Genomic DNA, 23,863 nt, shown 5'->3' on the forward strand with positions numbered 1-23,863 from the left:
AGTNTTTTTTGGGCAGTTATTAGCTAGTTAGACAGTCTTCTCTAACGCTTTACCCATCTTCGTTAGGAAATCCTCACACGCTTCAAGCTGCTCAATATCAATATATTCATCGGGCTGATGCGCCTGGGCGATGCTGCCGGGGCCCAGAATAATGGTTTGCAGGCCCTGGCCCTGGAACTGCCCAGCCTCGGTTGCATAGGCCACCGCGTGGTTGCAGCACCCTGCGGGCAAATGGTCTTTGGCTAAGCGAAGTACCTGGTCGTTTTCGCGGTCGGCCAAGCCTGGCACTGTCACGTTTAGCGGCTCAGTGGTGATTTCAACGTGCTTGCCTTTGGCCTGCAGCTCAGCGCTTAGCTGGGCGCAATAGGTCTCAAAGCGCGCGTATATTTCGTCGAAAGTGTCCGTGGGCAGATGGCGAATCTCCCATTCGAACTGGCACTCCCTGGCCATGATATTGATCGCCGTACCGCCTTTTATTTTGCCAACGTGCAGGCTGGTGTGCGGCACGTTAAAGGCCTCATCGATGCGGCCCTCTTCCACCAACGCCGCCATGGTGTCCTCAATAAAGGTCACCAACCTTGCCGCTACGTGGATGGCTGAGGTGCCTTGATTGACCTGGCTGCTGTGAGCTTCCTGACCAATCACGGTGGTACGCAGATTGGTCGCCCCTTTCTGCGCTACCACTGGCTGCATGCTGGTGGGCTCGCCGACAATCACATGGGCGGTGGTGGAGTAGTGTTCGTAAAAGCGCTTAATGAGGCTTGGCGCACCCACGCAGCCGATCTCTTCGTCATAGGAGAAACCCAGATAAATCGGCTGCTGCAGAGGCGCTTTCGTCCAAGTGGGCACCATCGACAATACGCAGGCGATAAAACCTTTCATATCGCAGGTGCCACGCCCATAAAGGCGCCCACCGCCACCATCACGCAGGGTGAACGGATCGCTCGACCAGGGCTGCCCCGCCACCGGTACCACATCGGTATGCCCGGAAAGCATCACACCGCCCGGCGCCTCTGGGCCAATTCTTGCGATCAGGTTGGCTTTGGTACCGCAGGGGCTCATCACCCGCTCGGCGCTAACGCCATACTCTGCCAAATAGCCTTCCACATACTCAATCAGCGCCAGATTGGATTCACTGGAAGTGGTATCGAATGACACCAGCTTCGTCAGTAAAGTGGTCACGTCAGTCATACTGCTCTCGTTAGTTGGACTCTTCCTATCACACTATCATCGCCCTCTTCCTTTTCCTACTCAGTAGGCCTGCTGGCAGCGCAATGTTGACTGTCACGGCAGGTTCATCGTGCATTCACTAAAACGTCATCTACACTTCTTAATGTTCAGTGCATCTAAAAATCTCAACAAACGCATTGCACGCCTGACTAAGTTCAGGCCTATAAGGAGCTTGTTATGTCTCGTTTCACACTGCACGCGCTTGCCGTAGGGGTGGCGACGGCCAGCCTAAGCCTGTCTGCTCAGGCGACAACAGAGATTAGCTGGTGGCACGCCATGGGCGGCCAACTGGGCGAAATTCTCGAAGAGATGACCCAAGACTTCAACGAGTCTCAAGACGACTACCACGTTACCCCCAGCTATCGCGGCACCTATACCGAAACGATGACGGGCGCGATCGCCGCCTTCCGTGCCAACGAGCAGCCGCATATCCTGCAGGTGTTTGAAGTCGGCACTGGCACCATGATGAACGCCAAAGGCGCCATCTACCCAGTGTACGAGCTGATGGAAGAGCATGGCCGCGCTTTCGATAAAGAAGTCTTCCTGCCCGCCGTCGTGGGTTATTACACCGACACCAACGGCAATATGCTTTCTTTCCCGTTTAACTCCTCTACGCCAATCATGTACTACAACCGGGACATGTTTGAAGAAGCAGGCCTGGATCCCGAGCAACCCCCACAAACATGGGACGAAGTGGCCGATTTTTCACGCCAAATTGTCGACTCTGGTGCGGCCAGCTGTGGCTTTACCACCTCCTGGCCTAGCTGGGTCATGCTGGAAAACTTCTCCGCTTGGCATAACGTGCCGCTAGGTACACTGGAAAACGGCTTTGGCGGTATGGAAACCGAGTTTACCTTCAACAATGAGCTGGTCGCTCGCCACTGGGACAACCTCCACGACTGGCAGGAAGAAGGTGTCTTTAAATGGGGTGGCCCCGGCTCCGGCCCCGACTCTGAGCCGATGTTCTACTCCCAGGACTGCGCGATTTTCTTCGGCTCTTCTGCTTCACGTGCGGATGTCGCCGCCAATTCAGAATTTGAAGTTGGCTTTGGCATGCAGCCCTACTACGACGACGTAGAAGGCGCACCGCAGAACTCAATTATCGGTGGCGCCACTCTGTGGGCACTGCAGGGCCATAGCGATGACGAATACGAAGCCGTTGCGGCGTTCTTTGAGTACCTCTCCCAGCCCGAAGTACAGGCACAGTGGCACCAGCAAACTGGCTACCTGCCCATCACTCAGGCCGCTTGGGATCTGAGCCAAGAACAGGGCTACTACGAAGAGAATCCAGGCGCGGATATTTCGCTGAAACAGATGACTCTCAACGAGCCGACCGAGAACTCCAAAGGCCTACGCTTTGGTAACTTCGTGCAGATTCGCGACATCATCTCCGAAGAGATGGAAGCGGTGATGACCGGTGACAAATCGGGTCAGGAAGCAGCGGATGAAGCAGTAGCACGCGGCAATGATCTGCTCCGTGATTTTGAAGCTGCCAACCAGTAAATAAGCTCTCACTTCGCCGCCTTCCCTATGGGGTAGGCGGCGATTTTGTTTGTTGATGCTTATATTTACTAACCATTTGCAGAGCTGCCCATGCAAACCAAACGCATGACCTACCCTGGTCGCTTTTTGCCCTACGCGCTGCTGGCGCCCCAGGTGATTGTGACACTGATTTTCTTTATCTGGCCTGCGGGCCAGGCGCTGTATCAGTCGCTGTTGCGCGAAGACGCCTTTGGGCTGCGCTCAACGTTTGTGGGTCTTGAGAACTTTGCCCGTCTATTTCGTGACGGCAGTTATGTCAATTCGCTATCGGTGACGGTGGTATTCGCCGTGGGCACTACCCTGCTATCGATGACAGTGGCGCTTTTATTGGCCAGTACCGTCAACCGGATGATTCGCTCACGCAGCACCTACACCACGCTACTGGTGTGGCCCTACGCCATCGCCCCCGCGCTTGCGGGCGTGTTGTGGTGGTTTATCTTCAACCCCTCTATCGGCATTGTGCCCTATATGCTGGAAATGGTGGGTTACCAGTGGAACCACCGTAACTCGGGCAGTGACGCCATGCTGCTGGTGATTTTTGCCGCCGCCTGGAAGCAGATATCCTATAACTTTTTGTTTTTCCTGGCGGGCTTACAGTCAATCCCGCAATCGCTGATTGAAGCCGCCTCCATTGACGGCGCCAGCCCGACTAAGCGCTTCTGGACGATTATTTTCCCGCTGCTCACGCCGACCACTTTCTTCTTGCTGGTGGTTAATGTGGTGTATGCCATGTTCGACACCTTCGCGATCATCCACGCCACCACCGCAGGCGGCCCGGCCCAGGCGACCAACATCTTGGTTTACAAAGTGTATGCCGACGGTTTTGTAGGGCTCAACCTTGGTTCATCTGCTGCTCAGTCGGTGATTCTGATGGTGATTGTGGTGGCATTAACGATGATTCAGTTCCGCTTTATTGAGCGCCGCGTCAATTACTAAGCCTTTGGGAGAACGTTAATGGTTGAAAACCGCCCTTGGGCTAACCTGATAGCCCATATTGTTTTGATCTCTGGTGTCGCGCTGGTGGTTTTTCCGGTGTATGTCGCGATCATCGCCTCTACCCATTCCCTATCGGGTTTGCTGCAGGGTACGCTGCCACTGCTGCCCGGTGGTCACGGGATCGAAAACTACACGCGCATGTGGCAGTCGGGCGTCTCCAATGCCGGCGCACCGCCGGCCGCCCTGATGCTGTGGAACAGTTTTATCATGGCCATGGCGATCACGGTGGGTAAGCTGTCTATTTCGCTGCTTTCCGCCTTTGCCATCGTCTACTTCCGTTTCCGCTTCCGGATGTTCTTCTTCTGGGTGATCTTCGTCACGTTGATGCTGCCGGTGGAAGTGCGCATTATTCCGACTTTTAAGGTCGTTGCGGATCTTAAAATGCTCAATAGCTTTGCCGGGCTATCGATCCCGCTGATTGCCTCGGCTACCGCAACCTTCTTGTTCCGCCAGTTCTTTATGACCATTCCCGAAGAGATGCTCGAAGCCGCCCGAGTCGATGGCGCCGGGCCACTGAAGTTTTTTAAAGACATCTTAATGCCGCTGTCGGTGACCAATATCGCCGCGCTGTTTGTGATCATGTTTATCTACGGCTGGAACCAGTACCTCTGGCCGTTAATTATCACTACCGACCCTGATTATTACACCATCGTAATGGGCATTCAGCGCATGACTTCTGAAGAGAACCCACAGTGGCAATTAGTGATGGCCGCGGTGGTCATGGCAGCGCTGCCGCCTGTATTAGTGATTCTGTTTATGCAACGCCTATTTGTGAAAGGCCTGACCGAGACGGAGAAATAAGATGGCCAGCATTACCTTGGAAGGGCTAAAGAAAACCTATAGCGGCGATGTTCATGCCGTCAAAGGCATCGACTTACAGATTGAAGATGGCGAGTTTGTGGTGCTGGTGGGGCCTTCCGGCTGCGGCAAATCTACCCTACTCCGCATGGTGGCGGGGCTTGAAACCATTACCGAAGGCACGCTCAAAATCGGTGACCGGGTGGTCAATAAGCTAGAGCCCGCCGAGCGCGATATCGCCATGGTGTTCCAGAACTACGCGCTCTACCCGCATATGACGGTGTACAACAACCTAGCTTACGGCCTCAAGAACCGCGGGTTTAACAAAGAAGACATTGAAAAGCGCGTGCGAATTGCCGCCAAAATGCTCGAGATCGAAGAGTTTCTGGAGCGCAAACCGCGCAAGCTCTCTGGTGGTCAGCGCCAGCGCGTCGCCATGGGCCGCGCGTTGGTGCGCGACCCGGCAGCCTTTCTATTCGATGAGCCACTTTCCAACCTGGATGCCAAACTGCGCGTGCAGATGCGCGTGGAGATCAAACAGCTGCAGCGGCGCCTGAAGACTACCAGCCTGTATGTGACCCACGACCAGCTGGAAGCCATGACACTGGGTGACCGTTTAGTGGTTCTTAACGCCGGGCAGATTGAGCAAGTGGGCACACCCATGGATATCTACGCCCGCCCCGCCAGCATGTTTGTCGCCGGGTTTATCGGCTCCCCCGCCATGAACATGCTGCCGGTGGATTACTTGAACGAACAAGGCGCCAATGGCCTGCTGGATAACCTGCCCGACGGCACCGATGTCGTCGGCATTCGACCGGATGATATGCATCTAACGCCGCCGACCGCGCCTCACCTAATTGTCGACTCAACGCTGGCGCTGTTTGAAGCCGCGGGGGCCGAAAGCCACCTATATGTGACCCTCGCCGATAGCGACCAGCCTACAGTCATCCGCGTTTCGGGGCAGCCGCCCGTTGCCGAAGGCGAAACCCTGCGATTTTTTGTGACCCGCGACGCTCTGCATCCTTTCAACAGCGCCACGGGAAAACGCACCGGGGATTGAATACCTATCCCCCGAAAGACAAAACAAGAAAAACAAGAAAAACAAGTCAACGGAGAAACCATGCGCTACGTTTGAGATAAAGCTTACGGATCTCCCTTGATGAGTACTGAACCTTCATACGTCGATGACCTGTATCGTGAGCACTCCCGGCGCGTGCAGGCGACGCTGATACGCCTGCTGGGGGATTTTGAACTAGCCGAAGAAGCCATGCAGGATGCCTTTGTGGCGGCGGTTCAACAGTGGCCGGTTAACGGCAAACCTGACAACCCCACGGCATGGCTAATTCGCACCGGCTACCACTGCGGAATAGACCAAATTCGCCAACGCAGTACTGCTCGCCGTCGGGCTCACTTGCTATTACCCACAGATGAAGCGCTGGATCTTGAGCCCACCACCATCGAAGATGACGCCTTGCGGCTGCTATTCACCTGCTGCCACCCAAGTTTGAGCATGGAAGCACGGATTGCCCTGACGCTTCGCGAGATGTGCGGTTTGACCACTGAGCAAGTAGCCAGCGCGCTACTGATGAAGCCTACGACGCTGGCACAGCGTATCGTACGAGCCAAACGCAAAATTCGCGATGCGCATATCCCTTATGCCGTGCCTACCCAGGAAGAGCTGCCCGAGCGTTTACCCGATGTGCTCCAAGTCATCTATCTGGTCTTCAACGAAGGCTACTCGCGCAGCACGGGCGCCAGCGTGGTCGATATCAGCCTAACAAAAGAAGCCATGCGACTGGGCAATGAGCTGGCACGGCTACTGCCCCAGGGGGAGGTATTTGGGCTGATGGCCTTAATGCTGCTTAATGATGCCCGCCGGGATGCGCGTCAGGATAGCGACGGGGAACTGGTCACCCTGGATGCTCAGGACAGACGCCTATGGCGCCAAGAGGATATCCAGACCGGCATTGCATGGCTGGAACAGGCGCTGGCGCTCACCCCCACCGGGTACTACACCCTTCAGGCGTCGATTGCCGCCGTACATGCCCAGGCTAGCCGCGCCGAGCTGACTGATTGGGGGCGCATCGTCAGGCTCTACGACGCCCTCTGCCGACGTTTTCCATCACCCATCCTGGCGCTGAACCGTGCGGTCGCCATTGCCATGAATGGTGCACCCGATACCGGCCTGAAGTTACTCGACGACATCGCTCAACACCCGCAAATCAACCGCTATTATCTATTTCATGCCGCCAAAGCGGATTTACTGCGTCGCCAAGGCCAGCATGAGGCCGCGCGCAGCGCCTATCAACAGGCGCTACTATTGGTCACCCTGGATCCAGAAAAACGCTTTTTGCTAAAGCGGTTAAACGAACTAGAGCCAGCTCCATAAACATTCGTTAGCCCCGCATAGAGATCGACATGTCGCCATAGATATTTGCCTGAACCGTCGGGCGCCGCAGGTACTCATGGGGAAATCCTAAAGGCACCGCGCTGACCTCGTCGAGCCGTGCCAATTGGTCACCTGTCAGTTCCAGTTCGAGTGCAGCCAGATTGGCTTCAAGCTGACTTATCGATCGCGCTCCAATGAGCGGTGCAGCCATACCAGGACGGGTGAGCAGCCATGCTAAAGCCACAGTGGCAGGTGATGTATTTTGTTCCGTAGCGACCTGTTTCACTTCGTCAATAATGCGAAAGCTGCGTTCGGGGACGGGCCCCGCCTCGGTCACGATGGCGGCACGGCTGCCGCTGACCACGTTTTCGGGTACGAGTGCAGCACGATTGTACTTCCCCGTCAGGAGTCCACTCGCCAGCGGTGACCAGGGCATGATACCCATCCCCATTTCACGCGCCATCGGAACCAAGTCACCTTCCACGCTGCGCTCAATCAGATTGTATTCCAGCTGCATTGCAACCATTGGCGACCAGCCCCGGAGATCGGCGATAGCCTGCATCCGTGAAGCCTGCCAGGAAGGGATATCCGACAGCCCCAGATAAACGACCTTTCCTGCTGCCACCAAATCATCCATGGCGCGCAGAATCTCTTCCACGGGAGTGGTGAAATCCCAGGCGTGCAGATACAGCAGGTCGATATAGTCGCTGCCCAGGCGCGTCAGGCTGTCTTCTACCGAACGAACCATGCTACGTCGGCTGTTGCCTCCAGAGTTGGGGTCATCACCGCGCATCGGCAAGGTGTATTTTGTGGCAATGACCAGGCGATCCCGTTTCCCCTGGGCGAAACGGCCGACAAAGGACTCGGAAGTGCCACCCGTATAGTAATTCGCCGTATCAATGAAGTTGCCGCCGTGATCGACGTAGCGATCAAAGAGCGCGCGGGAGGTCGACTCGTCGGCGCCGAAGCTCCATTTCGTGCCGAAAGTCATGGTGCCTAGCGCCATAGGCGATATTTTCAGGCCAGAACGGCCCAGCAAGCGGTAATGGTCGAGCTGCATGGGATTCTCCCTAAGCTGTTGGTTTCCGCAATGGTGGGCTTGTTCTTAAACTGACAGAATACACCGATATATTCATGGACTATGAAGCTGAAATGAACAATGAAAGGTAGCGATGTGGCGGAATTGGGTGCCTTCGTGGCAATCGTTGAACATGGCAATTTCGCACGAGCGGCGGGATGGCTCGGTGTTTCGCCCTCGGCACTCAGCCAGACGATCCAGCGGTTAGAGGCACGCTTAGGACAGCGCCTTTTGAACCGAACCACTCGAACCACGCGGCCAACGGAGGCGGGCCAACAGTTGTATGAGCGAGTTCGGCCCGCTCTGAAGGAGATTTCAGCGGCTCAAGCGCAGTTGCTGGAGCAACAGGACGAGCTTGGCGGACGGTTGCGGATCAATGCGTCGCGCGCTGGGGCTGCTTATGCGCTGGCACCACATCTGGCTAGCTTTGCCGAGACTTACCCTGGAATTGAAGTCGAGATCGTCGTCTCTGATCGTTTGGAAAATGTGGTGGCTAGTGAGTGTGATGCCGGACTGCGGCTCGGTGAGAGCCTGGAACAGGATATGGTGGGAGTGCCAATGAGCGAGCCGCTACGTTGGATTGCGGTGGCATCGCCGCTCTATCTGGCTCGGGCAGGGACACCGGAGCATCCCGCTGCTTTGAAGGAACACACCTGTATCAATATGCGCTGGCCCAGCGGAGGACATCTGTTCCATTGGGAATTCGAGTGCGAAGGTCAGTCCGTTCGGGTGGCTGTGACCGGCCCGCTGTGTACCAACGATGTGGCAACGCGACTGCGTGCGGTCAAGGATGGACTTGGTATTGGTTATTTCCTTGAGCCGGAGGTGAGGGGCTTGCTATCGGCCGGCGATGCCGTTGAGGTGCTGGAGTCTTGGTGTCCAAGGGAGCCAGGGTTCTACCTCTACTACCCAGGCAACCGACTAGTCACTCCGCAACTTCGGGCGTTTCTCGATCATGTCATGGCGCGCCGTCGGAAAGTCGTTGCTACGTAATAAGATCATTTAACCTGCATCCGATAGCAGAAGGAAATCAACCAGATATTCCGATTACCAAAAATAATATCTAGGCTGTGTCGATCCGTGAGCACGTCAAACGACTACAGAGAGTCACTACCCTGAACAACCAGGAGGCTCTCAATGAAATTCATGCTGATACGCCGTGCCGATGCCAACACCGAGAATGGTGCTATGCCATCCCAAGAAATGTTTGCCGCCATGGCTGCTTATAACCAGCGCATGACCGAGGCAGGCGTGTTTTTGAGCGGCGATGGCTTACATCCGACCAGTGACGGGTGTCTGATCCGTTTCAAAAACGGTGAGCCCACCATCATCCCCGGGCCTTTGTCTCCAGCCAGTGAGCGTATTGCTGGCTATAGTGTGCTCGAAGCCCCTTCCCTGCAGGCGGCCATTGAGTGGGCCCAGCAGTGGCCCACCCAGGATGCCGATGGCAACGTGACCCTTGAATTACGGCGCTACTTCTCGCTGGAGGATTTTGAGCCCGGTGCCGGAATTGAGCAGCACCGTAACCTTGCTCGTATACCGGATGCCATGAACGTGCACGTTGCCTTTCCCGGCACCTGTCGGGAGGCCATGCAGTTCTATGCCGATGTCACCGGAGGGCATTTGGAGTGCCTGTTGACCTATGCTGACACACCCGCCGCTGAACACACGCCGCCCGACCTTCATGACCGCATCATCCATGCCTCACTGAACCTGCGTGGACGCCGCTTGATGGGTGCCGATATGGCGGCTGACTGCTATACACCACCGCAAGGGATAGAGGTTCAATTGGAGTATCAGGATATCGAGCAGGCCGCACGAACCTTTGCTCAACTAGCGGAAGGTGGAAAGATGATCATGCCGTTCGAAGCGACCTTCTGGTCACCAGGGTTCGGCATGACGGTAGATCGTTTTGGCGTCGGCTGGATGGTAAACGTTCCGTCAGACAACTGCCCCTTGGCCACAGAAGGAGACTCCCCATGAAGTACGTTGCGCTGGTCTATTACCAGGAACAGATTATCAACGCCATGAGCGAACAGGAGTGGCACGACCTCAACCAGGAGTGTATTGCTGGGGTTGAGCGCCTGAGCGCCAGCGGCCACTACCTGGCCGGGCAGCCGTTACAACCGACGGAGACCGCCACCACCGTGCGCGTACGCGATGGCGAGACGTTAATCTCCGATGGCCCCTTTGCGGAAACCAAGGAGCAGTTGGCCGGTTTCTACATGCTCGAAGCCCACGACTTGAATGAAGCACTGCAGCTGGCTAGCCGTATTCCACCAGCCCGGCTGGGCAGCATTGAGATACGCCCCGTTCGAGAACTCCCCCCTAAAGCAGAATAAAACAGTAATAGGAGAACAGCCATGAGCAAGCTTACACACCCTTATGTAGATGGTTTCGTCGCTGCCGTGCCCAGCGCTAATAAAGATGAGTTTATTGAGCATGCCCGTGCCGCGGCCGTTGTTTTCAAGGAACACGGCGCACTGCGGGTCGTGGAGTGCTGGGGAGACGATGTCCCCGAAGGGGAAGTGACCTCCTTCACCATGGCGGTCAAGCGCAAGGATGACGAAAGCATCATCTTTTCCTGGATAGAGTGGCCATCGCGCAGCGTGCGCGATGAGGCCATGCCGAAAGTCATGCAAGACCCGCGCTTGCAGATGGACGTTAACCCGATGCCCTTTGATGGCAAGCGGCTCATCTTTGGCGGCTTTGAAAGCATCATTGATGAGTAAGCGCTACCCGTGGCCCGGAACTCACTACGACGCTTCCTGGGCCACATCCTCTGGCACCACACCTTCTTGAGCTACATCAGTAATCCGCCCTTCCACCTGGTAGAACACCTCTTTACGTTCCACCATATAGTCGCGCAGCATCTCCCAATCCGTATTGCCGACGATGGTGTTGCGCCCATCTTCATAGGCAGCGCCAAGTACCGTATGACCGTCGCCGCCAGCAGCGGTAAAGTTATTGGTGGCGATGGTGTAAGTACGCTCGGGGTCAATCGCCTGCATTGCGCCTTCCTGGGCAACGCTTAGGCTAACCAGCCGCTCGCCCGACGGCTCACCGCTGTCGTATATCAACTCTACGCCTGCCGACACCTGCAGAAAACCGCCGTCTTCGCCGGGTGCATTAGCCAGGGCGATCTCGAAGGTTTCCAGCAGCTCGGCGCCGGTGACATCAAGCAGCGTCAGGCGATTGCCAAATGGCTGCACGGCGATCAAATCACCCACAGACACATCCCCACTCTCAATCGCTTCACGGATGCCGCCGCTATTCTGAATCGCCATAACCGTGTCGGGTGCCACCTGCTGCGCAGCATGCAACTGGGCATCGGCGATTAAATTGCCCAGCGCTGTTTCATTGGCACGCACGCTCCGTTCATCGCCACGCCCATGGCGCGGGTTGGGTAGCGTGGAGATTACCTTGGCGCCGACCTGGGTATCGCGCAGTGTCTCAATCTCAGCGGTGTAGGATTCAAGCCGCTTGGCGGCATCAGCGTCCGCTTCGCGATCGTCGGCAGCGAGCAGTTCACCGCTGGCATCCACCACCACACCGTTCTCGTCGAAGGTGACCTGCATAACGCCCAGGTGCTGGCCATACTCGCCTGCCTGGCCAATCACCGTCGGTGATGGGAGCTTCTCACCAGTGCGGCTCTCGCTCAGCAGCCTGGGGGGCGACACTTGAGTATGGCTGTGGCCACCAATAATAATGTCGATGCCTTCGACATGCTCTGCCAGCAGCAGGTCATTACCTACGCTGGGGTCACTGTCGTAGCCCAAGTGGGTAAGGGCAATAATCTTGTTAACGCCCTGCTCTTCAAAGCTTGCCACCATGGCTTCAGCCGCTTGGCGATAATCGCTGATGGTGACGTGGCCAGGGCTGGAAATCGTCTCACTGTCCTGAGTGTTTAACCCAAAGATGCCGATTGGCTCGCCGTTATGCTCAACGATCATGCCGTCATAAAGCGTCCCCGCCTGCGGCTCAGCGCTGACTGAATCACCCAACATGTCAGCAAACTCCGGGCCTGCGGAGAAGTCCAGATTCGCCCCTAAAATAGGAAACTCGGCGCCTGCGAAAAACGCCGCTAGCGCTTGGTGCCCCTGTTCCGGGTCACCCAAATCGAACTCATGGTTGCCGGGCACAAAGGCGTCGTAGCCCATTAAATTCATAAATTCGAGGGCATCCTGGCCTTGAAACTCTGTGAAGTAGAGCGTGCCTGTAAAGATATCACCGGCATCCAGCAGCAACCCTTCGCCAAAGCGCTCCTGCGCCTCGTTCAGCGTGGTAATTAGATAGGGGTACTGATCGGTACGCCCATGTAGATCGTTGGTGTGAAATAGCGTCAGGGTGTAGTTATCAGCAAAGGCAGGAGGAACGGTGGCAAATAGCGCTGTCCCTAGCGCCAAGCCATAGCGGTGAAAACGCATTTAAATGACTCCTTTCATAACAGTGTTCAGACACTTTAGCAGCAAAGATAGCCTACCAGCGACATTTCGTCTCCATGGTAAAAGTATTGCCTTACCCCCCTCTCCCTAAATTTATATTGAGAGGAATAACTCACCGAGAAAAAGAGCGCCTCTTTTAAGGCAGGCAAGTAAAGCATAAAATATAAAAACGCTAAAAACCGGTGTGGAATTATCCACACCGGTAAAGATCGAAACATGCGAGCTAACTAAAAGCTAAAGAACTAATGCAAAAAACTAATGCAACACTACCGCTAACATCACTCTATTAATTAGAAGTGATAGCGAGCGCCTAATGCGTAGTACATATCTTCTTCGAAGTCATTAACAGCATCCAGGTTACGATCGTTCAGCTCAAGGAACATATCGAAATTGCTAGACAGCTTGTACATTGACCCTAGCGCCCAAGCGTTACGCTCATCGCTAGCGCCGTCTACGTCGATGTTGTAGTAATCGGCGAAGAACTTCCAGGAATCGATGGCGTACGTAGCACCAACGCCGATTTTATCGAAACCACCACCGTTAACATCGTCATCACCGCGGGTTTCATAACCTACACGAGCAGCGAAAGCATCTGTAACAGCAAACTCGCCCGTAGCGCCATAACGCACTTCACCGTTACCGCCACCACGTACCGTATCTTCCACATAGCCAAGCGCTAAACGAGCTGGGCCTGTTTCGTAGACAACACCACCCTGAGTGGCGATAACGGATCCTTCGGAAGTCTGCTCGGCTTCAGTCAAACCACGCTCAGAGAAGTGCTTGGCAGAAATAACCGCCTGAAAACCACTCATTTTAGGCGTTTTATAGCCAATAGAGTCGCCGCGTGCCTGGGTACCACCACCCGCAAACTCGTAGCCGCGCTCAACGTAAACATCGAACGGCGTCATCACGTAGTTATCGTAGAAACTGTTGTAGTTCCCGGCCATAAAGGTACCGAACTGCTGGCTTTCCAGGCCTAGGTAGCTGTTACGTACCTCATCGAAACCAGAGGATGTATTACGCTCATCACCCGTAAAACGCCACTCTACACGGGCGAATGCACGCAGGTCAGAGGAAATCTGGTGGCCAGCGGTAATCCGTAAACGCGAGCCGAAATTACGGAACTCTTCGCCGTTATCAACACCGTTGTCAACACCACCGCCTTCAAGACCCATAGCGATGCGACCATAGATTTCGAGATCGGTACCGTCTTGGTCATAAACGGTTGCTGCTTGTGCTGCAGAGGCTGCCAATAAACCGCTAACGGCTAGGGCCAGTGTCGTTTTTTTAAACATGATCGTTCCCATTGAAGTAGTTAATGCTTGCGCTTGCGAAGGCACAATGAAGGACGAATAACGCCTCAACACAGGGAACCTTAAAGGAGTTATGTTTCATTAATCTTAAAGTTTTATTTTTTGGGAACTTATTTTTTTATGCGCTATTAAATAAAACTGCCATCCAAATTTAACATTGAACTGATATTAGAACAGATGGCTGTAGCACTTTGTCTACTAGCCTATTTATTTAAGCGTGTCATCACTTATTCACCTGTTTGTCTCGGCAGTGTCATTCACCCCACCCACACTGTACGAAAACGTGATAAAGGGATGAATCGCTCATGCGGCTCTGCATCGTTAGTGAGACATGGTCACCGGACATCAATGGCGTTGCCCATACGCTGAGCCGGTTAAGCTATGAACTTAACCGGCAAGGAGTGCCGGTGGATGTGATCCGCCCTCGGCCACGATCTGCGGGTAATGCAACCGGTATTAACCGCGAGCTACAGGTGCAGCGCCTTGCCCTACCTGGCTACACCGATGTGCAGGTAGGGCTGGTTAGGCCCGTTACACTGCGCCGCTTTTGGCGCCAACATCGCCCCGATATCATCTATGTAGCGACCCAAGGCCCTCTCGGCTGGGCGGCACGCCAAGCGGCACGGCAACTCAATATCCCCCTGGTAGCGGGCTGGCACACCAACTTTGACCACTACTGTGAAGATTATGGCGTCAATTGGCTGGCCTCGACCACACGCCGCTACCTGCGCTACTTCCATAACGGCTGTGACCTAACGTTAGTGCCTACTCATCAGCAGGCTAAAGCACTGCAGCGTCAAGGGATTCGGGGGGTTCATGTGCTGTCACGCGGGCTGGATGGCGAGCGCTTTTCACCTGCCCACCGTGACCCTTCATTACGCGAACGCTGGGGAGTTAGCGAGCATCAGCCGGTGGCCCTTTACGTTGGCCGACTAGCCGCAGAAAAAAATCTCACCTTGCTCCATGAAAGCCTTCAAGCCATGCGTGAGGTGCGGCCCGATATCGCCCAAGTGATCGTCGGCGATGGCCCCGCACGGGCACAGTTGGAAAAGGCGCTGCCCGACGCCCACTTCACCGGCTTTGTGGGGCAGGGATCGCTTGCTCGCCACTATGCCAGCGCCGACCTGTTTATTTTCCCCTCGCTTTCAGAAACCTGGGGCAATGTGGTGGCGGAAGCCATGGCCAGCGGCTTAGCCGTGGTGGCCTATGATCATGCAGCCAGCGCTGAGCTCATTAGCAGCGGCCACAACGGTGTCACCGTACCCGCTGGCAATAGCACCGCTTTTCAACAGGCAGCAGTTGAGTTGTGCCAACACCCAGCTGACTACGCTCGTTTAGGCCGAGTAGCGCGTTTACGCGCCCTTGAGCAGAGTTGGACAGGTATTGCCGAGCAGTTTTTGCGTTACTTACACCAAGCCCAGGAGGCTCATCATGCGCCCGCGTCCGCTTGTCGTATTCGATCGTCTTGACCTGCTGGAGTGGCAGTTCTGCCAGCGCATTGCGCGGCTATCGATCTACCGCCCCTGGCGAATCACGCTTCAGGCCGCCAGCCGCTTAGGCGATTGGCCTATTTGGGTGCTGCTGATTCTCGCCCAGCCCTGGCTTCAACCCAATGGCGCCTGGCGCGTACTGCAGTACAGCGTTATCGCTCTATTTGCCGTGGCGGTTTATCGACTGGTGAAAACTCGCTTATGCCGTGAACGACCCTTCATTACCTATAGTGAAGGCATCGAGTGCTGTGAACCTGCCCGCGACCGTTACAGTTTTCCCAGCGGCCACACCATGCACGCGGTGATGTTTAGCGTCTTGGTCGCCGCCCACACGCCCTGGCTACTACCGGTGGTATTGCCATTAACGCTTCTAATAGCGGTCTCACGGGTAGGCTTAGGGCTGCACTATGTCAGCGATGTACTGGCAGGGGCAGCGATGGGCTACGCTTTTGCCTTGGCCAGCCTGTATTGGATGGGGTAAAGCGCGTCCTGCCCCCCCCAATGGACAACCCTTTGATGGACAGCCGCGTGATAGACACCAGCGCAAAAACGCCCGCATAAGCGGGCGTTTTACTTTCAAGGCAGATAGTTAAACGTCGGGCGGCATGTCATCGCGTTCATCAATACTGGCCGTAAACGATGTCTTAAGCATCATATACACGCCCACGCCTGAAAACCCTAAGAACAAAACAAACATGCATAACATCAATGCCATCGCCATAATCTTGTCCCTGATCGTGCGCGGTCGTTACGTTGACGTTTTCTAACCGCTGCATTTTGGTTTCATCGAAGGATAGACCAAAATCACACTTTTTTCTGTACAAAAGCTGTGCAAAAACCAGAGCCTTATAGAAAGTACTTATCTATCAAATGATTATTTAAATCACACATGCGAAAAAACCACCTCACTTGCATGAGATGGTTGATTCGCATCGGTCCGCTCCCTGGTTTGATGAACAGCGCCTCCTTACGCTGCAACCAGTGAGTGGGCTAATTGTCCCTTAAACATCCTGTTCATTTTTCGGCTTCCTGCCTTCCATTTTGCTGTTAGCCCACTCACTCAGTTACTGGTGAAAAATGTTAACTCGACTAGCGTTAAGTGACTGAATTTAAAAATGACTTACTTTATTCATTTGCGAGTATTTACTTGGTTTCTTGCTGGATTCTACTTAGTAACTGCAGGCAATGAGCCAAACCATGCCAATAACGAATATAAACATTAAAAAACAACTACTTAAAACAATAAAAAGTGAATGGCAAAGCACTCTCCACCTCTATTTTTCATGTATAGAAGTGGCACATGCGACATAAACATACGGTTTCGAGGCACACTGCTATGCTTCCTTGTGTTTAAACGTATTGAAAACCGTAGCGTATCGTCACGACAGAGGGTATTTTTGCTTTCTACTCCTTTCACTAACGGTATGCCTTCGAAGGAGGCTTTTATGAAACGCACTATCGCCCTCGGCTTCGTGATGGTGGTGACCCTGATGCTGGTCAGTGGCTGTAATACCATTCGCGGTGCGGGTGAAGACCTTCAACAGGGTGGCGAAGCTATCCAGCGTGCAGCGAGCTAACCGTTATGATGACTGTTTATCTATCCCATGGCCTTGAGAGCGGGCCAGGCGCACTGAAAACCCAGGCAATGAAAGGTGTTGCGCAAAAGCTGGATGACTGTGAGCCCGTGGTCATGGACTACCGAGGCATAGCAGAGCCACAGCAGCGCCTTCAACATCTGCTGGGAGTATTAGCCGAGCGCGGTGACGACCCTGCCCAGTGTGTGCTGGCAGGCTCAAGCTTGGGAGGCTGGTTAAGCGCGACGGTTAGCGCTCAGCAGCCGGTGTTGGGATGCTTTCTGCTGGCGCCTGCATTGGGGCTTGCCGACTACCCGGAAACGTCACCGGTTATTCAGGCGCAGCACACCCATATTATTCACGGCTGGCGGGATGATGTGGTTGCCCCTGAATCGGTGATCGAACGTGCTCGTCTTCAGCGCCTATCGCTGCGGATGGTTGACGACGATCACCGCCTGCACGCGAGCCTGGAAACTATTTTATGTGATTTTGAGCGCTTCTTATGCCAGTGCGCCGCGCCTAATCCCTACGATTAGCAAGGCTAGTTAAAGCAAACATTCGACACGAGCACCTCAATCCTATACAAATAGTGTACAAAAAACATCGATAGCGAGGAGATTGCTCATGTTAGGTATGTTTAAGCGCGACCCCAAAAAGAAGCTTCAACAAGAGTATGAGCGCAAACTACAAGCCGCTATGGAGGCTTCACGCAATGGCGATATGCGTGCCAATGCCACGCTTACTGAAGAAGCAGAAGCGTTACTTGCCGAGATCAGGCGCATTGAAGCGACACAATAACTGCCATAGACAACGCTGTTGCTGCCCAGCGTCACTTCGGCAGCCTACCCAAGCCCAGGGTAGTGGTGGCAGGATGAGCAGCCACTCACCAGTAGCGACTGCACTTTGCCCAACCCCACCACCCTAGCCGATGCGGTATATATACTCGCTGGCGACTAGGAGCCTGTCTGGCTTGGCCGATCGTCGCGAGAAGCACGAATTTTGAGCCAAATTTATCGATCGATTGAGGCGAATAGCGTGCTATTTAACGAAATCGATCGAATAAAGTTGGCCAAAATACCGGGATTCGCAGTAGATCAGTGTTAAGCCAGACAGGCTCCTAACGTTTACTCGTCAGCGAGTGCCGGTAGCAGTGTTTTCAGTTTACGCGTGAGCGTATTGCGCCCCCAGCCCAGCAGCTCGGCGGCTTCACCTTTGCGCCCGCCAGTATGTTTTAGCGCTGTCTCAATCAGAATCCGCTCAAAATCGGGCACCGCTTCTTCCAGTAGATGGGTATGGCCTTCGGCCAGGGCATGATCCGCCCAGTCACGAAACGCCGTGCGCCAATCGCCGTGGGCGCTGCTTTCAGAAGCGCTGGGTGAACGCAGCTCCGGCGGTAGATCTTCAACCAGAATTTCACGCCCTGATGCCATCACGGTGAGCCAACGGCAGATATTTTCTAACTGCCGCACGTTACCGGGCCACGGCAAGCGCGTTAGGTGGGCTTCCGCTTCACTGGTCAGCACCTTGATATCGGTCGTCAGCTCTTTCGCCGCTTCAGCTAAAAAGTGCCGCGTTAAACGAGGGATATCTTCGCGGCGCTCGGCAAGCTTGGGCAGGTGAATACGGATCACGTTCAGGCGGTGGAACAAATCCTCCCGGAAGCGGCCGTCATCCACCAACACTTCTAGGTTTTGGTGGGTGGCAGCAATAATGCGCACATCCACTTTGACCGGCGTATGCCCGCCAACGCGATAGAACTCTCCATCGGCCAGCACGCGCAGTAGCCGCGTTTGGGTTTCAGCGGGCATATCGCCTATTTCGTCTAAAAATAGCGTACCGCCGTTGGCTTGCTCAAACCGCCCCTGGCGCTGCTGGGTCGCCCCTGTAAACGCACCCTTCTCGTGACCAAACAGCTCAGACTCAATCAAATCACGGGGAATCGCCGCCATATTGAGGGCAATAAACGGCTTGCCCTCACGAGGGCTGTGCTGATGGAGCGCCTGGGCAACGCGCTCTTTGCCGGTACCCGACTCCCCATTAATCAACACCGTGATGTGGGAGTGAGAGAGGCGACCAATGGCGCGGAACACCTCCTGCATGGCGGGGGCTTCGCCGATAATTTCGGCGTTCAAGCCTTCCGGCACAGTCACCGGACGCTGGCGTTCACGGGCGTGGGCCACGGCGCGGCGCACCAGCGCCAGGGCCTCGTCAACATCGAACGGCTTGGGCAGGTATTCAAATGCCCCGCCCTGGTACGAGGCCACGGCGCTGTCCAGGTCGGAGTGCGCGGTCATCACGATCACCGGCAGGTCAGGATGCGCTTCGCGTACCCGGGACATTAGATCCAGCCCGTCGATACCCGGCATACGAATATCGGTGACCAGCACGTCGGGTGGGTTTTCCAACAAGCGTGTCAGGGCAACGTCGGCGCGCTCGATACACTCAACGTCAAGGTCGGGTTGCGCCAAGGCGCGCTCCAACACCCAGCGGATAGCGCGGTCATCATCGACAATGACCACCCGCGCAACATCATTACGTGCAGCCTCAGTCATGACGCTTCTCCGGTGAAATTAATAACCATGGGAATCAGTAAACGAAATTCGGTGTGTCCAGGACGTGAATCGCATTCAATCAATCCTTGATGCTGGTGCAAAATCGACTGGGCAATAGAGAGCCCAAGGCCGCTGCCTTCCGCGCGTCCCGACACCATGGGGTAAAACAGTGTTTCCTGCAGCGTATCGGGAATGCCGGGGCCGTTATCGATCACGGCGACTTCACTGACCAGCCGGTGACGTTCGGCGCCAAGCGTAAACTGGCGACGGGCGCGGGTGCGTAGTATTAAAGTGGGCTCCGGCGTTTGTGCATCGCTCATGGCCTGTACCGCATTGCGCGCCACATTGAGCACCGCCTGAATCATTTGCGATTCATCGCCGGAAAGGTCGGGCAAACTGGGGTCGTAATCACGGCTGATTGTCACACTAGGGTGTTCGGCAATCAGCAGCGCCCGCACTCGCTCCAGCACCTTGTGGATGTTGACTGGCTCGTGTTTAAGCATCCGGTTAGGGCCGAGCATGGAGTCGACCAGGTCGCGCAGCCGATCCACCTCTTCAACAATGATATGGGTATATTCGCGCAGCGCCGGGTCGTCTAGATCACGCTCTAGTAGCTGTGCTGCCCCGCGAATGCCACCCAGCGGGTTTTTGACTTCATGGGCGAGCCCGCGGGCGAGCACCTTGATGGTCTCCTGGCGTGTGGTTAGCGCCTCTTCCCGGGAGATCTGCATCAGCCGATCCCGCGGCTCTACTTCCAGTAGCAGCTCATCGTCGGATAAGGGCGTCACCGTGTAGTCCACCGTGAGCGGTTCGCTATTCAACGGGGTAATGCGTGCTTCACGCTGGGTATAGGGGTGAAACGCATCCCGCGCCTTGGCCAATACTTCGTCAATGCTTACATCCCCGCCAAGTAGCGTATCCAGGCTGATGCCGTGAACACGGCTAAGGCTGACCGCTAACAACGCTTCAGCGGCAGGGTTCATCCATCGCACACGCAGTTCGCCGTCTAGCAGCAATACCGCTGTGGTGAGATGCTCAAGCAAACGCTGATGCATGGTGGTGTCCTGAAAAATCGCGTCTTCCATCGCCGATACAGACCTACAGGTGGATGATCAATGAGGGAGCTGCAAAAAGCGCGCCAACTATACGTTTATGTCCATTTTCACGGCTTGCGGGCATCGCAGCGAAAGAGCGCGAATCGTTTTAGCGCACTTGCCGTGCCAAATGCTCCTGCTCATGCACCACTTTAGTGCGCCCAGGTTTTGGTAGGTAATACTTAGGGCTGTTTTTTTGATCGCGTTTATTAAAGCGCTCTTAAGGAACCGTAATCGTCACCGCTGCCGTGCGGTGCTGTAAACGCTGGCTGCTCTCCAGCATTCTGCCTGGATCTCGTGCCCCCTTGCGGCAGGCCCGTTAACCAGAAGACATCGCTGTGCAGCGCTTTCTGGCTAATCTCGCCATTCACCAACAGCCGTACCTGATTGTCGTCGCGCAACGGTGGCGCAATAACCACCTCCACCACGGTCATCCCCTCTTCCCCTGTGTGCCTTGCTGGGGCAGAGCGATGGAAAAGTGGTCGCAGGGCATAAAGGGCTGCTTGGGTTATCGGTAAAGGTAACGTTGCCGTGCTGATCGGTCACCCGATACACCGCCTGCCCGAACGCCGTGCCACCCACTCCCCCACGCCCAAGAGAGCTACCAGCACACTGCTCATCGCCCCTCTGGCACGCTTCTCAGCCTCCCAGCAATAAAAAAACCCCGCCGTAGCGGGGTTCTATTGGCAATCATTGTTACCACCGCCTGGCTGATAGTAACAGCCAAGGGCGAGTAACGCTGATTCGCAGCTGTACTTAACAGCTATAGTACATATCAAACTCGATGGGGTGAGTGGTCATACGAATACGCTCCACTTCTTCCATCTTGAGGTCAATGTAGGCATCGATCATTTCGTCGGTGAATACGCCACCTTCGGTCAAGAACGCACGGTCAGCGTCGAGGGCTTCCAGTGCTTGATCCAGGCTGTGCGCCACAGTCGGTACTGACTTGCCTTCTTCTGGCGGCAGGTCGTACAGGTTTTTGTCCATGGCATCGCCAGGGTGGATCTTGTTTTTGATACCGTCGATACCCGCCATCAACATGGCAGAGAACGCCAGGTAAGGGTTGGCAGTCGGATCAGGGAAGCGCGCTTCCACACGCTTGCCTTTCGGGCTGGCGGTGTAAGGAATACGGATTGAAGCCGAACGGTTGCGGGCACTGTAGGCCAGCATGACCGGCGCTTCAAAGCCAGGCACCAGACGCTTGTACGAGTTGGTAGAAGCGTTAGTAAAGGCGTTCAGGGCACGGGCGTGCTTGATGATGCCGCCGATGTAGAAAAGCGCCATTTCAGACAGACCAGCGTACTCGTCACCGGCGAACTGGTTGTTGCCATCTTTCCAGAACGACTGGTGAACGTGCATACCCGAACCGTTATCACCGACCAGCGGCTTCGGCATAAAGGTGGCCGTTTTGCCATACGCGTGGGCCACGTTGTGGATCACGTACTTCATTTCCTGAACTTCGTCAGCTTTCTTCACCAGCGTGTTGAACTTAACGCCGATTTCGTTCTGACCTGCGTTGGAAACCTCGTGGTGGTGTACCTCGACGGTCTGACCAATCGCTTCCAGGGTATTACACATTGCGCCACGAATATCGTGGAAGCTATCGACCGGAGGAACCGGGAAGTAGCCGCCTTTAACGCGCGGACGGTGGCCAAGGTTGCCGCCTTCCACGACACTGTCGGTTGCCCAAGCGCCTTCGTCGGAGGTGATTTTGTACATGGAGCCCTGGATATCAGACTTCCAATGCACTTCGTCAAAGATAAAGAATTCAGGCTCAGGACCGAAGAACGCGGTGTCGCCCAGGCCAGTAGACTGCAGGTAAGCTTCTGCGCGCTTAGCGATAGAGCGCGGGTCACGATCATAGCCCTGCATAGTGGCCGGCTCGATGATGTCACAGCGCAGCACCAGCGTCGCATCTTCGGTGAAGGGGTCAAGGTAGCCCGTACCATCTTCCGGGCGCAGAATCATGTCGGATTCGTTAATGCCCTTCCAACCTTCAATAGAAGAGCCATCGAACATTTGGCCATTCTCGAAGAATTCTTCGTCTACATCGCGCGCAGGCACGGTCACGTGCTGTTCTTTACCGCGAGTGTCGGTGAAACGCAGGTCTACCCATTTAACATCGTGTTCTTCAATTAGCGCGAGAGTCTTGGCTGACATAGTGTCCTCCGGTATGAGCGTGGCTTAAAGCTAACGACAGTAAGCTACCGATAAAAGTGTTGTTCGACAAAATACGTGCTAAACCGCACGTTTGTCATTCTTGTTCGCTCAACGTTTGCCTGACATTGGTTAACAAATCGCTCAGCGAGCATTTCAGACCGGCTATCGTTTTAGCACGCCGCAGGGCTTATGCCTACGGCCCGCTAGCCGCTTGCAAATACAATGCAGAGAACATGCCAACACTGCACCAATATGGCATAAAAAAACAACAACTATCTGTTTTATAAACATTAAAAAATGGCTTCAAATGCCTCTTGATGACGCATAACGGCGCAACAGGCTATTCTGAACCGTCTAAAAAACCTCTTATGCACCAAAATAGAACAAAAATAATGCCGCGCGCCCCATCAAAGTGCACAAGTCATACTTAGCGCTGTTTTTTAGCTCGCAAATTTTTTTACTTGCTACGCAAATAAACCAGATACTACAATAAATTACAATTTGATAGATTTGCTCACAATCGGAGTCGGCAAATGGGATCGGTCTGCTTTATCGTTGATGCCATGGTGACGGGTGAAATGTTGCCACGCCACTTAAAATCCATACGTGAATCCGGTGTCGCCGACCACTTGCTGCCCATTTTGGTGACAGCCACTCAAGCGCAAGCACGCCTGAGTGCTATTGAACAGCGCTACCATGCTCATTCGCTGATTACACCATCAAGGCCGCTGGGGGCTCGCTTGAATAAAGCCGCGTTTACCAGCCAAGCAGAGTGGCTCATCATTGCGCTACAGAAAAAACCACTGCCTGCGGAGCTTTGGTGTGCACTCTATTCACAGCTCAACACTTACACCCTTGACGCCTTGATTATTGGCCTCACCCGGCCATCGCTGTCGGAACGCATCCTGCGGCGCTTATTGGCCAGTGCTTTACTTTTGCCGCCCTACATTGCCGTGAGGCGAGCCTGGCTAGAACGCTTGGGTGGGTTTGACCCTGAGCTGGACGATAACAGCGCGATCGACGATTTTCTGCAACGTTTACACGCCTGCCCTACGCGTTTAAAAACCTACAACGGAAACCTGCTTAGACTAACGAAAGAGCCAGAAAACCCTTTTCTACCTAACCCCCCGGCTACGGCTTTCACTCCACGCCTATAATGCGTTTTCTGCCGCTATCCACAGATACCATCCACCGCCACT

25 protein-coding genes are annotated in these 23,863 nt (G+C 54.8%); 16 read left to right on the forward strand and 9 right to left on the reverse strand.

Annotated features, from left to right (window positions below):
• Positions 1-27: 27 nt before the first annotated feature.
• On the reverse strand, positions 28-1,191 hold the full coding sequence (gene argE / locus HALTITAN_RS19380; protein ID WP_009288105.1) for an acetylornithine deacetylase: 1,164 nt from the start codon (positions 1,189-1,191) through the stop codon (positions 28-30).
• Positions 1,192-1,407: 216 nt separating this feature from the next.
• On the opposite strand from argE, the gene ugpB reads away from it, so the two are divergent.
• The 5 genes from ugpB to HALTITAN_RS19405 all read left to right on the forward strand — a co-directional run bounded on the left by ugpB (position 1,408) and on the right by HALTITAN_RS19405 (position 6,955).
• Complete coding sequence (gene ugpB, locus HALTITAN_RS19385; RefSeq protein ID WP_009288106.1) at positions 1,408-2,733, forward strand: sn-glycerol-3-phosphate ABC transporter substrate-binding protein UgpB; 1,326 nt, start codon at positions 1,408-1,410, stop codon at positions 2,731-2,733.
• 90 nt (positions 2,734-2,823) lie between these two features.
• Positions 2,824-3,708: a sn-glycerol-3-phosphate ABC transporter permease UgpA gene (gene ugpA / locus HALTITAN_RS19390; RefSeq protein ID WP_009288107.1), complete on the forward strand. Its 885-nt coding sequence runs from the start codon at positions 2,824-2,826 to the stop codon at positions 3,706-3,708.
• 18 nt (positions 3,709-3,726) lie between these two features.
• Positions 3,727-4,569, forward strand: coding sequence for a sn-glycerol-3-phosphate ABC transporter permease UgpE (ugpE, locus tag HALTITAN_RS19395; RefSeq protein WP_009288108.1), 843 nt, complete (start codon positions 3,727-3,729; stop codon positions 4,567-4,569).
• A gap of 1 nt (position 4,570) precedes the next feature.
• Entirely contained in the window at positions 4,571-5,626 is a 1,056-nt protein-coding gene (locus HALTITAN_RS19400) for a sn-glycerol-3-phosphate import ATP-binding protein UgpC (RefSeq protein WP_039860199.1), read from the forward strand.
• 99 nt (positions 5,627-5,725) lie between these two features.
• Positions 5,726-6,955 (forward strand): RNA polymerase sigma factor, encoded by a 1,230-nt coding sequence (locus HALTITAN_RS19405; RefSeq protein ID WP_039860200.1) that lies wholly within the window; start codon positions 5,726-5,728, stop codon positions 6,953-6,955.
• A 7-nt stretch (positions 6,956-6,962) separates the two neighbouring features.
• Here HALTITAN_RS19405 and HALTITAN_RS19410 read toward each other — a convergent pair whose 3' ends face one another.
• Positions 6,963-8,015, reverse strand: a complete 1,053-nt coding sequence (locus HALTITAN_RS19410) for an aldo/keto reductase (RefSeq protein WP_009288110.1) — start codon at positions 8,013-8,015, stop codon at positions 6,963-6,965.
• 99 nt (positions 8,016-8,114) lie between these two features.
• Here HALTITAN_RS19410 and HALTITAN_RS19415 point away from each other — a divergent pair, with 99 nt between their 5' ends.
• The 4 genes from HALTITAN_RS19415 to HALTITAN_RS19430 all read left to right on the forward strand — a co-directional run bounded on the left by HALTITAN_RS19415 (position 8,115) and on the right by HALTITAN_RS19430 (position 10,765).
• Positions 8,115-9,026, forward strand: coding sequence for a LysR family transcriptional regulator (locus HALTITAN_RS19415; RefSeq protein WP_009288111.1), 912 nt, complete (start codon positions 8,115-8,117; stop codon positions 9,024-9,026).
• A gap of 144 nt (positions 9,027-9,170) precedes the next feature.
• Complete coding sequence (locus tag HALTITAN_RS19420; protein ID WP_009288112.1) at positions 9,171-10,016, forward strand: YciI family protein; 846 nt, start codon at positions 9,171-9,173, stop codon at positions 10,014-10,016.
• On the forward strand, positions 10,013-10,375 hold the full coding sequence (locus tag HALTITAN_RS19425) for a YciI family protein (protein WP_039860201.1): 363 nt from the start codon (positions 10,013-10,015) through the stop codon (positions 10,373-10,375). The genes HALTITAN_RS19420 and HALTITAN_RS19425 overlap by 4 nt, the downstream gene beginning before the upstream one ends.
• Positions 10,376-10,396: 21 nt before the next feature.
• Positions 10,397-10,765 (forward strand): DUF1428 domain-containing protein, encoded by a 369-nt coding sequence (locus tag HALTITAN_RS19430; protein ID WP_022520789.1) that lies wholly within the window; start codon positions 10,397-10,399, stop codon positions 10,763-10,765.
• 24 nt (positions 10,766-10,789) lie between these two features.
• Here HALTITAN_RS19430 and HALTITAN_RS19435 read toward each other — a convergent pair whose 3' ends face one another.
• Together HALTITAN_RS19435 and HALTITAN_RS19440 are read right to left on the reverse strand one after the other, a co-directional pair.
• The gene (locus tag HALTITAN_RS19435) at positions 10,790-12,460 is read right to left on the reverse strand and encodes a bifunctional metallophosphatase/5'-nucleotidase (RefSeq protein ID WP_009288113.1); all 1,671 of its coding nucleotides are present in this window, start codon (positions 12,458-12,460) and stop codon (positions 10,790-10,792) included.
• 308 nt (positions 12,461-12,768) lie between these two features.
• Positions 12,769-13,773 (reverse strand): porin, encoded by a 1,005-nt coding sequence (locus HALTITAN_RS19440; protein ID WP_022520796.1) that lies wholly within the window; start codon positions 13,771-13,773, stop codon positions 12,769-12,771.
• Positions 13,774-14,096: 323 nt separating this feature from the next.
• Here HALTITAN_RS19440 and HALTITAN_RS19445 point away from each other — a divergent pair, with 323 nt between their 5' ends.
• The 5 genes from HALTITAN_RS19445 to HALTITAN_RS25475 all read left to right on the forward strand — a co-directional run bounded on the left by HALTITAN_RS19445 (position 14,097) and on the right by HALTITAN_RS25475 (position 17,653).
• Positions 14,097-15,260 (forward strand): glycosyltransferase family 4 protein, encoded by a 1,164-nt coding sequence (locus HALTITAN_RS19445; RefSeq protein ID WP_022520797.1) that lies wholly within the window; start codon positions 14,097-14,099, stop codon positions 15,258-15,260.
• Positions 15,223-15,762, forward strand: a complete 540-nt coding sequence (locus HALTITAN_RS19450) for a phosphatase PAP2 family protein (RefSeq protein ID WP_022520798.1) — start codon at positions 15,223-15,225, stop codon at positions 15,760-15,762. Before HALTITAN_RS19445 ends, HALTITAN_RS19450 begins: the two co-directional genes overlap by 38 nt.
• Positions 15,763-16,726: 964 nt before the next feature.
• Positions 16,727-16,858: an entericidin A/B family lipoprotein gene (locus HALTITAN_RS19455; protein WP_027958157.1), complete on the forward strand. Its 132-nt coding sequence runs from the start codon at positions 16,727-16,729 to the stop codon at positions 16,856-16,858.
• A gap of 5 nt (positions 16,859-16,863) precedes the next feature.
• Positions 16,864-17,391: a YqiA/YcfP family alpha/beta fold hydrolase gene (locus HALTITAN_RS19460; protein ID WP_009288115.1), complete on the forward strand. Its 528-nt coding sequence runs from the start codon at positions 16,864-16,866 to the stop codon at positions 17,389-17,391.
• 88 nt (positions 17,392-17,479) lie between these two features.
• On the forward strand, positions 17,480-17,653 hold the full coding sequence (locus HALTITAN_RS25475) for a DUF6435 family protein (RefSeq protein ID WP_007111925.1): 174 nt from the start codon (positions 17,480-17,482) through the stop codon (positions 17,651-17,653).
• Positions 17,654-17,979: 326 nt separating this feature from the next.
• On the opposite strand, the gene ntrC is transcribed toward HALTITAN_RS25475, so the two are convergent.
• The 4 genes from ntrC to HALTITAN_RS26110 all read right to left on the reverse strand — a co-directional run bounded on the left by ntrC (position 17,980) and on the right by HALTITAN_RS26110 (position 21,083).
• A complete protein-coding gene (ntrC, locus tag HALTITAN_RS19465) occupies positions 17,980-19,407 on the reverse strand; it encodes a nitrogen regulation protein NR(I) (RefSeq protein ID WP_039860203.1) in 1,428 nt (475 codons plus the stop codon).
• Entirely contained in the window at positions 19,404-20,462 is a 1,059-nt protein-coding gene (glnL, locus tag HALTITAN_RS19470; RefSeq protein ID WP_027958155.1) for a nitrogen regulation protein NR(II), read from the reverse strand. Before glnL ends, ntrC begins: the two co-directional genes overlap by 4 nt.
• Before the next feature lie 248 nt (positions 20,463-20,710).
• Positions 20,711-20,935 carry a hypothetical protein gene (locus HALTITAN_RS26105; protein ID WP_051052149.1) on the reverse strand — a complete coding sequence of 75 codons (225 nt, stop codon included), beginning with the start codon at positions 20,933-20,935 and terminating at the stop codon, positions 20,711-20,713.
• A complete protein-coding gene (locus tag HALTITAN_RS26110; RefSeq protein WP_338074269.1) occupies positions 20,856-21,083 on the reverse strand; it encodes a DUF4124 domain-containing protein in 228 nt (75 codons plus the stop codon). Before HALTITAN_RS26110 ends, HALTITAN_RS26105 begins: the two co-directional genes overlap by 80 nt.
• On the opposite strand from HALTITAN_RS26110, the gene HALTITAN_RS26235 reads away from it, so the two are divergent.
• Complete coding sequence (locus HALTITAN_RS26235; RefSeq protein WP_255200397.1) at positions 21,033-21,158, forward strand: hypothetical protein; 126 nt, start codon at positions 21,033-21,035, stop codon at positions 21,156-21,158. The two genes, HALTITAN_RS26110 and HALTITAN_RS26235, sit on opposite strands and share 51 nt — an antisense overlap.
• Before the next feature lie 99 nt (positions 21,159-21,257).
• Here HALTITAN_RS26235 and glnA read toward each other — a convergent pair whose 3' ends face one another.
• Entirely contained in the window at positions 21,258-22,664 is a 1,407-nt protein-coding gene (gene glnA, locus HALTITAN_RS19480; RefSeq protein WP_022520804.1) for a glutamate--ammonia ligase, read from the reverse strand.
• Between the two features lie 533 nt (positions 22,665-23,197).
• Here glnA and HALTITAN_RS19485 point away from each other — a divergent pair.
• A complete protein-coding gene (locus tag HALTITAN_RS19485; protein ID WP_009288117.1) occupies positions 23,198-23,821 on the forward strand; it encodes a hypothetical protein in 624 nt (207 codons plus the stop codon).
• The last annotated feature ends 42 nt before the right edge of the window (positions 23,822-23,863 follow it).

This window comes from Vreelandella titanicae BH1 (assembly GCF_000336575.1).
GTDB classification, from domain to species: Bacteria; Pseudomonadota; Gammaproteobacteria; order Pseudomonadales; family Halomonadaceae; genus Vreelandella; species Vreelandella titanicae.